Consider the following 13,093-nt stretch of genomic DNA (forward strand, 5'->3'; position numbering starts at 1 on the left):
AAACTTATGCTAATTAAAAAGAATGAGAAATCGTGTATAGCGTTTTTTTCCTTTCAGCTTATTATTGTGTTAATACTGCTAATATCTACTGTCTCACCCATTTTTGCGAAAAAGAAACCTAGTAAGGTTATAGTCGCCTATGTAACTTCCTGGACATCAGATATACCCGATCCAACACAGATTACACATATTAATTACGCATTTGGTCATGTTAATGATGCTTTTAATGGTATTCGTATCGATAATGAAACACGGTTACAATCGATTGTCGATCTGAAGAAAAAATATGCTCATCTTAAGGTATTATTGTCGATCGGTGGTTGGGGAAGTGGCCGATTTAGTGAGATGGCCTCAGATAACACTAAAAGAGAGCAATTTGCCAAAGATTGCGCTCGAGCTGTCAAACAATTTCATTTAGATGGTATTGATATTGACTGGGAATACCCTACTAGTTCGGCCGCAGGTATATCTTCCCATATTAATGATACCCATAATTTTAGTTTATTGATGAAAGCGATTAGAAAAGCTATTGGCACTAAAAAATTGCTAACTATGGCTTCTGTGGCAAGTGGTAAATATGTGGCGTTCGATATAGTTGCACCTTATCTAAATTTTGTCAATATCATGACCTACGATTCCGGTAATCCTCCTTACCACCATGCGAGCCTATACCGATCAGCATTGTCTGGTAATACAACATGTGAAGAAGCAGTAGCAGCACATATTACCGCGGGGATGCCTGCTCACAAATTTGTTTTAGGAATACCCTTTTATGGAAGAGGAAATAAGGAAGAAGTTAAAAGTTTTATCGATTACAAAGACTTATTAAAGCTACAAGGATTGGAAAAAAAATGGGATGATGTTGCAAAAGCGAATTACATGGTCAATCAACAAGGAGAATTTGTTTTGTCCTATGAAAGCCCCGAATCCATCAGGCTCAAGTGCGATTTTATAAGAGCAAAAGGTTTATTAGGAGCTATGTATTGGGAATATGCTGGTGATACAGAAGATGGAATACTTCGAAGTACAGTTTATTCAGGAATATTCGAGTAATCAACAATTGAACATAAGTACAGGAATAACCTTATTGTGAAAGAATGGAAAAGCAAAGTTTATTTTATCATAAGCGGAATCCAGCAATTGATATGATGCGGGCACTGACCATGTTGATTATGATCTTTGTTAATGATTTTTGGAAAATTCATGACGTTCCCCATTATCTTGAGCATGCTGCTTATGGAGAAGATTTTATGGGGCTAGCAGATGTTATATTTCCATGCTTTCTTTTCTCTGTCGGTTTATCCATACCTTATGCAATCGAGATACGGTATACTAAAGGATATGAATCGCTATCGACAATAAAACATATTTTGTCCCGTACATTTGCACTTTTGATTACTGGAGTTTTTATCGGAAATTCCGAAGCTGGGCTAGCGGCAGACACTCCTTATTCAATCGCTATCTATTGGGTACTGATGATCCTAGCTTTTGTTGCCATCTGGAACGACTATTCAAAGGTTACGAATCATCGAATACAAGGCCTGATCCCCATCTTCAAAATAATAGGTGTACTCATACTTCTCTATTTAGCAATTAGCTTTAGAGGAGCAAATGGATCTGTATTTTCTTCGAATTGGGGTATTCTTGGGATGATTAGTTTTTCTTATTTCTTTTGTGCGACTGTTTATTTACTATTTTCTGATCGACAGAAATACCTATTTTACAGTGCTGTCATCCTTATTTTGATCGCAATTCTTAAAACGCCATTAAAAGCAGAGTTTGGTGGAACTTCAATCTTAAATCTACCAAAAGGTAATTTTATTGACGGATTCATTGCACTATTTCATATCGGCAATGGCGTATTAACAGCTTTCACCATGGGTGGTGTAATACTCAGTATGTCACTTGCTAAAATGGAAAAATTATCTAAAAGCATGCAATGGTTCTATATCATTTTATCTGGGTTGATCAGTTTAGCGATGGGATATTTCTGTCATCAATATTGGATTGTAAATAAAATCTCGGCGACATTACCTTGGTTATTTTATGTCTTATGTATTTCTCTCTTGACATATACTTTAATGGATATCTTAACCTATTATAACTTGACAGGATGGTTTAAATGGATCAAACCAGCTGGTACAAGTACACTTACTACTTATTGTATACCTTATTTGTATTATGCAGCCTCTAGTTTAACCTTAATTACATTACCCGATCAATTAACCTCTGGGTTGCCAGGTCTTCTTAATTGCTTTCTTTTTGCTATTTTAGTAATCTGGACAGCTGGCCTTTTTGAAAAAATGAATATAAAACTACGGCTATAAAACATAGAAAATATGATTATGTTGTGTTCTAAATAAGCTTTGATACCAGCACCATAGCTGACTTAAATATTTACCTTATATCTATAATGAGAAATTCGATTCGAGCTGTACTTCTTTTTTTCGCGGTATTTACAACATGTAACTTAACTGCCCAAGTGCATAACAGGTCAAAGTCTTTAACAGTAGTGAGATTGAAAACGGATATAGCTGATCCTAAAGATATCCCTCTTTTTTTTAATAAAGCGGCTATTACCTATCAAGCTATTGATCAGGTGAATTGGGCTACATATCCCTATAAACCGCGGGTTAGTTTTGCTATTGCATATACCGATAAGGCCTTATTAATTCATTACCTAGTGGAGGAGAAACATGTACGGGCTGTTACTAATCATGATAACGGGAAAGTATTTCAAGATGCATGTGTTGAATTTTTTGTCCAACCTCAGGCCTCTGATTTAACCTATTATAATTTTGAATTCAACTGTATCGGAAAGTTATTATTGCAGGCAGGTAAGCCTGGAAAACGTGCATTGGCCACAGAACCTATATTAAACAGTATCAAGCGATGGTCATCTTTAGGTAGCGATCCTATCAATATTCAAAATCAAACAACCTCTTGGCAACTAGCTGTCATCATACCATTAACTGCTTTCTATTTAAATCCAATGGATTCATTTGCTAATCAAAAGTTTAAAGGGAACTTTTATAAATGCGGTGATAAATTGGAACAGCCTCATTATTTATCTTGGTCTCCTATTCATTTACCGCATCCACAGTTTCATGCTATAGATTTTTTTGGAAATATAAACTTTCAATAAAGATGAGTTAGATCTTTCGTATTATGTCTCTCATCCTATTTTCTTAGCAAGAACTTTATAAAACCTAATTCTGATGTAGTTTTCAGGTTTAAGCACTGATATGATCAAATTTTCTTAGCCTGTAATATTTGATTAATTATTTTGCGAATGCAATTTTAATTCTATTTTATTTGTGGTCTTATGAGCTGATTTCAATAGTATCCATAGACATAATAATCCAATGGAAACGGCTGTTACTAGAAAAAAGAATGAAACGATGGTACTCAGCTTTAGAGGGTTCAAAATATGTAACATCATTAAATTAAAAAAAATAAGCACAAGCATAATGATCTTGCCCAAACGTTCTTGCTTCAGATATTTTATCCGATAACTGACTTTATAACTCGCTATTGAAGAATGGAGTAATTTATCTGAAAACTCAGAAGAAGAAACATCCATTAATTCTCGGTTGAGCAAGTTAGCTAATGGATCATTTTCTTTTAATATTCTATCTTTCATAATATATCCTTTAATTCGTCATTAAGTAAGCCCTTAAGAGCTTTTTCTAACTTTTTTCTTGCACGTAGCAGTTTCATTTTAATTGCTGATTTTCCAAGGTCAAGTATTTCTGAGATCTCGGAAATACTTTTTTCGCCCAGATAGTGAAGAGTGATTACAATCCTCTCCTCTTCTCCAAGCTGGTTGAGGGCCAAATTGATGTACTTCTGTCGATCAGCAACTACTAAATTATTAAATTCTTTTTTTTCATCCGATATATAAGCAGTTGCATCTGAGTTTTCATTAAGCTCCTGTGTGTCATTACGTTGATTTCTTTTTTTAGTTAATGCAGTGTAATACACAATTTTATAAAGCCATGTTGAAAATTTTGCCGCGTTACGAAAATGTGCTAATCCACTGAAGGCCTTCATAAAGGCATCCTGCACTACTTCTTCAGCATTTTCACTATTACCACAAATTTTAAGAGCAAGTGTATATGCTAAGTTTCTATACGTAGCCACAAGATATTCAAACCCTTCTCTTTCACCCTGAATCGCCTTTTGCAAATAATAATCTTCTTTCTTACGGGGTTGTCCAAACAGCATACTTGTGGCTAGATTAATTTTCTTATACTAATGCTTAGACTCGTTTAAAAAAAATTGGTCACATTGGTGACCAATGATAAAAATTTTCAGTCTCATTAAGAAATAAACAATAAATAATTTGACATGCAAAGCACATCAGCAGCACTATTTATATCTATTTCTCTCGTTGTATTTGGAATCAGTTATTACTATTTCACCACTAGACACAAAGAGCGAATGGAAATTCTGGAAAGAGGATTGAAACCGGATTACTTCAAAGGTCAATCAGATTTCAGACCACTATTATTAGTAATAGGTATTATCAGTATTGGAATTTCATTGGGAATTGTTAGTGGCACTATGTTAAGTGTACTATTCCCTCTACAAAAACTGACATTGATGATGACATGTATTTTTCTTGGATTGGGTGTAGCTCTAATTACCTCTTTCTATTTACTCAAAAAGAAATAAGCAGAAGGATTAGCACAATTACTCATATCAATCTAATTTAATATTTACCTAAATTTTTTAAAATGAAACTATCATTTATGGCATTGCTATGCCTTGGATTTTCCATTCTTTCACCTAGCATAAGTATTGCGCAACAAAATGTTATCTTATTTGACTCAATCGTCAAAAGTGAGCTTCCTAATAATGCACCTGGCACTGTTATATGCCTCACAAAAGGTAATCAAATTCTTTACAAGAATACATCCGGAAAAGCTAATATAGAACTGGATATTGACATGGGATTAGACCATGTATTTCGCTTAGGTTCAATTTCCAAACAGTTTACAGCCTGTGCGATCTTAAAGCTTCTAGAACAAGGTAAATTATCGCTCCAAGATGATATTCGAAAATACATTCCGGAATTTCCGACGAAAAATAAAATAATCTCTATTGAGGCTCTTCTTACGCACACTGCTGGAATAAAAAATTATACAGGTCTGAGTAGCTTTACTGAAGAATTAAAAAGGAAAGATTTAACGCCAACAGCACTAATTAATCTTTTTAAGGATGAGCCCCTTGAATACGAACCAGGAACCAATTATAAGTATTCTAATTCTGGTTATGTATTATTGGGCAATATCATTGAAAAAATTACGGGTCAATCTTATGCAACATATATTGAAGAGAATATTTTTAAACCATTAGGAATGGTACACTCTTACTTCGACGATCCTGTTAAAATTATTAAAGGGCGGGTATCTGGCTATTCACAAAGAAATGGAAGTTATCAAAATACGAATTTCTTAAGCATGACATTGCCGTATGCAGCAGGATCATTAGCTTCCACTCCCAGAGATATACAAATTTGGTATAAAGCGCTGTCTAATGGCTTACTTCTGAAACCTGAAACGATTAAAAAAGCCTTTACGTCTTTTAAACTAACGAATGGAAGGTTAACTGGATATGGGTACGGTTGGGAAATCGGTAATGTACAAGGAACTCTCAGTGTTAAGCATGTGGGAGTAATCAATGGCTTTTATACTTATGTCGCTTATTTACCAGAAGAGCAAATAGCCATATCTATATTTAGAAATAGTGATAGCCCAGTAGATCTAGATCTACTGGGGTCAAAAATGCTCGCTATAAGTTTAGGAAAACCATATACAGCTCATGAAGTTATTTTAACAGCTAAGCAATTAGCTACTTATCAAGGAGTTTATAAACTCGATAATGACACAAAATACATTATCCGATTAGAAGATGGTTGTCTGATGTACTATACTCTTGGAGGAACAAAAACTCGATTAATTCCAATTGCAAAAGATCAATTTACTTTAGGAAATAGTTTAATCATTTTAGATTTTATTGGAAAAGGACGATCTAAGGAAGCTAACTTTATAATGAAGAGTACAGGAATATCGGTCAATGGCTATCGGGAAAACAATGAGATAACATTATATAACAGCATTAAACTACCTTTAAAGTTATTGCAAGAATATGTGGGTAGTTATCAATTTAATCCAGGACCTGTATTTAAAGTAACCCTAGAGCATAATAAACTTTATGGACAGGTTGGTCATGATAAAAAAGAACTTGTACCCTTTGCAAAGCATAAATTCTTCGCGCGAGACCTAGATGCTTCCCTTATCTTTCAGATTGATTCCAAAAACAAAATCATTGGTTTAAACAAAATTCAGAATAGTGAAATGAAAGCACATAAATTGTAGCCAAATTAGTGTTAATATTGGATATCTAGTATAATGGAGTTAAATTTGAAATAAAAAATGGCGTTCAAGCACATCTTTAAAGTAGCACTAAGTTGGTTTTCAACAGAGAAGGTAGCTTCTCCTAAATCTAAAGTTTATAGTAAAAGCCATCACATTTCTATTGAAGGGAAAAGTGATCTGGCAATCTCTGCAGCTAAAGCTTTCAAAGGGGATCCAAGTCTATACAATCCAGAAGATCTCTTGCTGAGTAGCTTAGTTTCATGCCACATGATGTCTTATCTTTATCTTTGTGATCAAAACAACATTGAGGTCATCTCTTACACAGACCATGCAGAAGCTATATTAGAAGTTAATTCAGATGCTAGTGGCCATTTTGTGGAGATAATACTAAAACCTGCAGTGGTTATTTTAAATCCGGAGCAAATTGCATTAGCGTTAGATTTGCACAAAAAAGCTAATCAACTTTGTTTTATAGCCAATTCGTGCAATTTTCCTGTAATGCATATGCCGACATGCCTCGCAGAATAAAAATATAATAGGTACTTTCCATAAAAGACAGGTATATAAATAACGCATATAACTTCGCAATTTTCTTGGGTATATGATAAAATTCTTTACTTTCGCTGTTCATTAATACATACATGATATATGAACAAAGAAATTAAAATCTTTAGAGATACAGCTAAAAGCAGAAAGTTATTAATCAGTTCTGGAGCGATCTGTCTAGTCCTGGGCATTGTATTTATTTATGGATTAGGCACTTTTGACGATATTTTTAAAGCAAAGGTAGCAGTGGCTAGTGGGGCTGTATTTTTGATTATGCTGATTTTCGTGATAAAGAGTATCATAAATATGAATGATAAGTCTGCAATTTTTGAATTGAATGAAAACACTGTAAGCGGAAAAACCTCACCTCTATCAAGAGGTATTGGAGCAATTAACTGGAAAGATGTTACTGGTTTAGAAGTTCAAAAAGTTGGTGGCGATACTTTGGTGGTTGTATACTTAACAAATGTAGCATATTACCAAACAAAACTTTCCAAGATGTTTTGGAATATGGCTTTTGATAAACAATCTCAAGAATTACAGATCATGTATTCTGCTTCCGAAATTGATATGAGCATAAATGAACTCTATGACTTGTTTGTATCTTACTGGAAACAACAAGTTGCATAGTTATTCATTTTCGATAATAATATGAATGGTCTCCTGTAAAACCATCATACTATAATAGAAACCTTCATTTCCGATTCTGCGAAAAGACTTTTATGGCACTATTATTTAATTAAGGTCGATCTAATAAATTTCCAAATTTAAGAAAAATACAAAAATAGAGAAGGCTTATCCCATCACAGATAAGCCTTCTCTTAACTACCTTCTTAATCTTCTCTTAGGGTTATGTAAGATCGATTATTTCCTACTATTGTTCCCAACCTAATGTTTGCACTAAGTTACTTCCACTTAACACCATTTGACTATTGGCGATAGGATAATAGTAGTGCTTATTTTTAATAAAGTTTTTCTTATTATCCCTAGCAACAGTAAACATAATATGTCCATTACTTCCATTCTCTAGGTAAATGCTATTATTATTACCATTTGCATCTTTGAGGTAGTAAAGTGTAATGTTCTTCAGTTGTTCTGGAGTAAACCCAGCAATAGGACCTGTATCTTTCGCCGATTCTAATATAGCTATATCGGGATTCCCGTCACCGGTGACATCCATTGCACCTAACGCCTTTACATACATACCTTGCTGTTGATCTGCAAGACGTTCACCAACTTCCCATCTAAAAATATCACGATAGCGCTGGCCTTCACATGCTAATTCAACCCGTCTTTCTCTTCTAACTTCTAAAATTAGTCCAACATTTCCTTTTACATTAGGATAGTATTGTTGTAATATAGGATCTACAGCACCCATCGCTTCACTTAAAATCATAGGAGGCATAGCAACACGCGCTCTTAGTTGGTTGATCGACTTATCCAGATCTGCTTGACTATTCAAAGTTCCAAGTTCTGCTTTAGCTTCTGCATAAATTAATAGGACTTCAGCATATCTAAATACAAATGCATCCGTGTAAGAAGCTTCCCAGCTAATCATTTCGGTAACTTCCGGATAAAATTTAATCTGATTATACCCACCTAAAGTTGGCTTCAAACGATGTGGTGTCGTTGCGTCAATCGATTGAAATCCAGGCTTCATGAATGTTTGCTCAAAACGTGGATCTCGATTTGCAAATACTTCATTGACATTTTTTGTCTTATAATTTGGTTGATTTGTAAATCTAGTCCCATCTTTCATCAAATAGCTTTCCATCAGTGTCTGGCTTAAAGCCCATTCATAATCCAATACCGTATGCGTATTCCGTCTCATATTCAAATCTTTATCGTAATCGATAAACATAATAGTTTCCGGATTTGCCTGAAGATTTTGACTGATAAACAAGTCTCTGTAAGCTCTATCTACACCACCGGCTTTACTGATCTGAAAGCCACCCTCATTTATGATTTTCTCCGAAGCAGATACTGCTCTTTCTAGAAACGTTTTAGAACTAGCAGCCAAACCTAAGTAGGTATGATATTTACGGTATGTACCTTCTTGCAGTGCAAACTGTGCCAGCTGTGCTAAAGCTGCCCATTTAGTTACAGTCGATTTGTGTCCGTCAGGTTTTATATGGGCTGCTGCAAATTCTAGGTCAGCCATAATAGAATCAACCACCAAAGCTCTACTATCTTGCTTCTTATGTAGCGGTTCAATATCTGCGGTATTCAAAGTGTGTCCATACCAAGGTACATCATTATACATATTGACTTTTTCAATATAGAACCGTGCACGGAAAAATTTGGCTATGCCGACATAATGATTCACTTCCTCTGCACTGGCATTCTTAACGCGTCCATAATTTTCTAGAAAAAAGTTGATCCCACGCAAAGTGGACCAGCTCCAAACACTCGCATTTTGAGGTGTTATACCTCCCCTCATCATTTCATCTATAGCGCTTCCTGAATTATGATGGGCCAAGTTATCCGTTCCGATATCTGCGATCGGTGAACTTAAAGTATTGTAAAAACTATTTGTATATGTTTTTAAATCTGTAATATTATTGAAAAAAACTTCTTCAGTAACTGATGTAGTAGGATATCGATCCATAAAATCATCATTACAACTTGTGACTAGGGCAAACATACTCATTAATGTACCCCCGACGATTATCCATCTATTTATATTTTTCATGATACATTTCATTATTTAAAAATTAAAATTCAAGCCCAAAGAATATGTTCTTTGAAATGGATAAGCAGTTCTATCCCCTACAATCTCTGGATCTAAATAATCCATCAATTTCGTAAATTCAAAAAGATTTTCGCCGCTGGCAAATAAACGAACGCGATCCACTCCCCAACGATCTGTCAACGATTTTGGAAAAGTATAACCGACCGTAATATTTTTAACCCTTAAATAGCCCGCATTTTGTAAATATTTAGTTTGTGTAGCTGCCAATTCGATTCCACTTTGCTCAGCTACATAAGATTTAGGTCTAGGCAAGTATCCATTTGGATTATCTGGCGTCCAGTGATCTAAATTAAATTTTGTCAAACTCGCCCAAGGTTGAGCATAGATACCCCAAAAGTAATGGTCGCCTCCAGGAGGATAATAATTTCTCTTACCGACACCTTGCAAAAATATACGAAGGTCTATACCATTCCATGCCGATGTTAAATCAAGGCCATAAGTGTATCGCTGTCTTGAGTTACCGATCACTTTATAATCACCATGATTTGCTAATGTCCAATCACCGTTATTGATCTTTCCATCTCCGTTTATGTCCGCAAATTTAAGATCACCTGGCTCGAGGCCTCTTGTACCCGGATAAGAAGTAACATCATTCTGATCAGCATGTGCCTCTATTTCTGCTGCTGACTGAAAAAAACCTAATGTGGTCAATCCCCACATTTCACCGATCTCCTGTCCTACATAGTAATCATTTAAGTTATTTTTAGGATTGCTAAATTTTTCTATGTAAGCACGGCTGTCAGCAAGATTAAATCGAGTTGCAAAGGAAAGAGGTTTAGAACCGACCATAAACTCTTTATTAAAACCAAGGGTTAACTCCCAACCTTTTGTCTTTAAATCTGCTGCATTTTCTAATGGTACTCCGGTACCGAGAACAATAGGTAACGTACGACCCGCAGTCAGCATATCTTTTGTCATACGTTGATACAAATCAAATGATCCAAAAAATTGATTACCAAAAAGGCCGATATCTATTCCGAAATTTGATTGTGTAACTGTTTCCCAAGTTAACGTAGGCGAGACCAAACCAGGACTTGTTACATAAGCAGGGCGTTTACCATCTAACACAATACTTGTACCTTTTCCCATATTTGCGATATATGGATAATAGTTATCACGCAGATCTTGATTAGCCAATGACCCATAGGATCCGCGTAACTTCAAATTTGAAACAGACGCACTTAGCGGAGCAAAAAAGTTCTCCTTTGAAATCACCCAAGCCCCAGAAACTGATGGGTTAAATGCAAATCGATCTTTTTTAGGAAATCTTGAAGAACCGTCATATCTCAGATTTGATTCAAAAATATATCGCTCTTTATAACTGTAGTTAATTCTAGCAAATGCACCTCTGACCGACCATGCATAGTCAGATGCACCAACTGAAGGTGTTTCTCCTGTGGCTAGTCCAATAGTAGGCAAAGAATTGGCGATCAATTGATCACGTGAGGCAGAAAACGACTCATAAATACGTTCTTCCTGATTAAAACCAACCATTAATGAAAAATAGTGATCCTTTAATGTCTGTTGGTACTGGGAATACAGATTATATACATTATAGCGGGTTTCATCACTTCCATTTGAAGCTGAGCTATTGAAAGCTTGGCGTTTGATAACACCTGGACCTGTACTAAATTCCAGTGGCACCACAAAATAATGACTTTTACCGGATACCCTTCTAAATGTTGCATCACCATTTAAAGTCCAGACATTTTTTAGTAGATCGATCTTAGCTCCAAAACTGCTTTGAAAATCATTGACTCTGCGAACACTTCTTCCTCCATCGGCAACAGCACCGATCATACTTACACCGGCTTCTGTATAGGTTCCGTCAGGATTGCGTACCGTATTTAATGAGGGCTGGCGGTTAACATTATGCCAATAAAGATAACCTTGATCAATAGCAGATGGTTGGTCATATTTATCTGCAGTATAGGTTGTATTATTAGATAATGTAAACCAATCAGTTAATTTATAATCTCCCTTAGCTCTAAAATTGTAGCGATCATAGGTATCTGGACTGATTCTGAGCATACCATTTTGTCTATAATACTCTCCAGAAAGATAAAATGAAGACTTTTCATTTTTTTGAGATATATTGATGTTGTTCGTGTAAGAAGGCTGAATATCTTTATATACTTCTTTGAACCAGTCTGTTGAACCTAAATAGATATAAGCATTAGGATTTTTTGGATCCACAATCACACGTGGTAATGAAGGATCATCATTTAAAGCTTTACCATATTCGAGCATCCTTTCATCATAAAGATTATACCAAGGAGCACCCATGATATTCCTATACTTCATGACTTCATATGGATTATCTTCAATGTCGACCGTTCTAGTTATTGCTTTAGCTGCAAAAATTGAATTGGCGGCTACCTTTATCTCTTTACTTGTTCCTGTTTTTGTCGTTACTAAGACCACACCAAAAGCAGCCCGGCTACCATAGATTGCTGCAGATGCGGCATCTTTTAAAACCGTAACACTAGAAATATCAATGGGATTCATTCTGTTTAATTCATCATTTGTGGCCGGAACGCCATCAATCACAATTAATGGTCCACCGCCAGATAATGATGTATACCCCCTTACATTAATCCCAGGTGAACTATTTGCTCTACCACTCGTAGGCGTTATGTTTAGATTAGCCATAGCTCCCTGTAGCCCAGTGCCAACATTAGTAATCGGTCTGCTATCCAAAAACTTTTCACTGATCTGGTCAACAGCACCAGATAAATTGACTCTTTTTTGAGTTCCATAACCCACGACAATAACTTCATCCAAGTGCGACTCTGCGCTTTCCATTCGGATATTGATCACCTTTTGATTTGCAACCTGAACCTCTTGATCTTTGTAGCCTAAAAAACGGAAAAGTAAAATGCCATTTTCTGGTACACGAAGAGAAAACCGTCCATCTGCATCTGTCTTTGTCGAAAGGCCAGATACTCCCAAAACGGATACAGTTACACCCCGCATAACCCCAATAGAATCACGCACTATACCAGATATTTCAATATCTGTTTTATTTCTTTCAGCAATAACGATTGTCCCCCCCATTATCTCAAATGCAAGATTTTGACCTTTTAGTGCCCGATTTAAGACGGTGCGAACATCTGATTTAGAAACAGACACATCTACAAGACCGGTCTGCTCGAGTAATTTTTCATCGTAAAAAAAACGCAATTTAGTCTGCTTAGATATCTCTTTCAGCACATGCTCTATTTTCGCATTCTTCATCGAAATATTTACATTCTGAGCATATCCCGATGCTTGGGCCCCGAGTGTAAACAACACAACCAGCATACAAATTAACTTCATAATTAGCAGGATTTTAAAAACATAGGCATAGGGTCGACTCCTCCGATCATCCCGGATTATTATAGGAGAAAAAAAATTCATAACTTTGAATAGT

General features: G+C 35.7%; 11 protein-coding genes. 7 read left to right on the plus strand and 4 right to left on the minus strand.

Features of this window, described 5'->3' with window-relative positions:
• Window positions 1-66: 66 nt before the first annotated feature.
• The 3 genes from WH188_RS15060 (at window position 67) to WH188_RS15070 (ending at window position 3,145) form a co-directional block, all read left to right on the plus strand.
• Window positions 67-1,053 carry a glycoside hydrolase family 18 protein gene (locus tag WH188_RS15060; RefSeq protein ID WP_317166815.1) on the plus strand — a complete coding sequence of 329 codons (987 nt, stop codon included), beginning with the start codon at window positions 67-69 and terminating at the stop codon, window positions 1,051-1,053.
• 44 nt (window positions 1,054-1,097) lie between these two features.
• Window positions 1,098-2,327: a DUF5009 domain-containing protein gene (locus WH188_RS15065; RefSeq protein ID WP_339424275.1), complete on the plus strand. Its 1,230-nt coding sequence runs from the start codon at window positions 1,098-1,100 to the stop codon at window positions 2,325-2,327.
• A gap of 191 nt (window positions 2,328-2,518) precedes the next feature.
• Window positions 2,519-3,145, plus strand: a complete 627-nt coding sequence (locus tag WH188_RS15070; protein ID WP_206368289.1) for a carbohydrate-binding family 9-like protein — start codon at window positions 2,519-2,521, stop codon at window positions 3,143-3,145.
• Between the two features lie 132 nt (window positions 3,146-3,277).
• Here WH188_RS15070 and WH188_RS15075 read toward each other — a convergent pair whose 3' ends face one another.
• Both WH188_RS15075 and WH188_RS15080 read right to left on the minus strand, forming a co-directional pair.
• Window positions 3,278-3,643: a hypothetical protein gene (locus WH188_RS15075; RefSeq protein WP_339424276.1), complete on the minus strand. Its 366-nt coding sequence runs from the start codon at window positions 3,641-3,643 to the stop codon at window positions 3,278-3,280.
• Window positions 3,640-4,227 carry an RNA polymerase sigma factor gene (locus WH188_RS15080; protein WP_168126631.1) on the minus strand — a complete coding sequence of 196 codons (588 nt, stop codon included), beginning with the start codon at window positions 4,225-4,227 and terminating at the stop codon, window positions 3,640-3,642. Before WH188_RS15080 ends, WH188_RS15075 begins: the two co-directional genes overlap by 4 nt.
• Window positions 4,228-4,350: 123 nt before the next feature.
• Between WH188_RS15080 and WH188_RS15085 the strand changes: the two genes are divergently transcribed.
• The 4 genes from WH188_RS15085 (at window position 4,351) to WH188_RS15100 (ending at window position 7,559) form a co-directional block, all read left to right on the plus strand.
• Window positions 4,351-4,677 (plus strand): DUF6249 domain-containing protein, encoded by a 327-nt coding sequence (locus WH188_RS15085; protein ID WP_168126633.1) that lies wholly within the window; start codon window positions 4,351-4,353, stop codon window positions 4,675-4,677.
• Between the two features lie 62 nt (window positions 4,678-4,739).
• Window positions 4,740-6,383 (plus strand): serine hydrolase, encoded by a 1,644-nt coding sequence (locus WH188_RS15090; RefSeq protein ID WP_168126634.1) that lies wholly within the window; start codon window positions 4,740-4,742, stop codon window positions 6,381-6,383.
• 57 nt (window positions 6,384-6,440) lie between these two features.
• Window positions 6,441-6,911 carry an OsmC family protein gene (locus tag WH188_RS15095; RefSeq protein ID WP_168126635.1) on the plus strand — a complete coding sequence of 157 codons (471 nt, stop codon included), beginning with the start codon at window positions 6,441-6,443 and terminating at the stop codon, window positions 6,909-6,911.
• 120 nt (window positions 6,912-7,031) lie between these two features.
• Complete coding sequence (locus tag WH188_RS15100) at window positions 7,032-7,559, plus strand: STM3941 family protein (RefSeq protein ID WP_132768334.1); 528 nt, start codon at window positions 7,032-7,034, stop codon at window positions 7,557-7,559.
• 244 nt (window positions 7,560-7,803) lie between these two features.
• On the opposite strand, the gene WH188_RS15105 is transcribed toward WH188_RS15100, so the two are convergent.
• Together WH188_RS15105 and WH188_RS15110 are read right to left on the minus strand one after the other, a co-directional pair.
• Window positions 7,804-9,621: a RagB/SusD family nutrient uptake outer membrane protein gene (locus WH188_RS15105; protein WP_168126636.1), complete on the minus strand. Its 1,818-nt coding sequence runs from the start codon at window positions 9,619-9,621 to the stop codon at window positions 7,804-7,806.
• 15 nt (window positions 9,622-9,636) lie between these two features.
• The gene (locus WH188_RS15110) at window positions 9,637-12,999 is read right to left on the minus strand and encodes a TonB-dependent receptor (protein WP_237682735.1); all 3,363 of its coding nucleotides are present in this window, start codon (window positions 12,997-12,999) and stop codon (window positions 9,637-9,639) included.
• Between the last annotated feature and the right edge of the window lie 94 nt (window positions 13,000-13,093).

The organism is Sphingobacterium sp. MYb388 (assembly GCF_037479535.1).
GTDB lineage: Bacteria > Bacteroidota > Bacteroidia > Sphingobacteriales > Sphingobacteriaceae > Sphingobacterium > Sphingobacterium anhuiense.

What these genes read in the sequence shown, in the direction of transcription:
- WH188_RS15100 (WP_132768334.1), top strand. Translation starts at nt 7,032, where the DNA reads ATGAACAAAGAAATTAAAATCTTTAGAGATACAGCTAAAAGCAGAAAG.
- WH188_RS15065 (WP_339424275.1), top strand. Translation starts at nt 1,098, where the DNA reads ATGGAAAAGCAAAGTTTATTTTATCATAAGCGGAATCCAGCAATTGAT.
- WH188_RS15080 (WP_168126631.1), bottom strand. Translation starts at nt 4,227, where the DNA reads ATGCTGTTTGGACAACCCCGTAAGAAAGAAGATTATTATTTGCAAAAG.
- WH188_RS15075 (WP_339424276.1), bottom strand. Translation starts at nt 3,643, where the DNA reads ATGAAAGATAGAATATTAAAAGAAAATGATCCATTAGCTAACTTGCTC.
- WH188_RS15105 (WP_168126636.1), bottom strand. Translation starts at nt 9,621, where the DNA reads ATGAAAAATATAAATAGATGGATAATCGTCGGGGGTACATTAATGAGT.
- WH188_RS15085 (WP_168126633.1), top strand. Translation starts at nt 4,351, where the DNA reads ATGCAAAGCACATCAGCAGCACTATTTATATCTATTTCTCTCGTTGTA.
- WH188_RS15110 (WP_237682735.1), bottom strand. Translation starts at nt 12,999, where the DNA reads ATGAAGTTAATTTGTATGCTGGTTGTGTTGTTTACACTCGGGGCCCAA.
- WH188_RS15090 (WP_168126634.1), top strand. Translation starts at nt 4,740, where the DNA reads ATGAAACTATCATTTATGGCATTGCTATGCCTTGGATTTTCCATTCTT.
- WH188_RS15095 (WP_168126635.1), top strand. Translation starts at nt 6,441, where the DNA reads ATGGCGTTCAAGCACATCTTTAAAGTAGCACTAAGTTGGTTTTCAACA.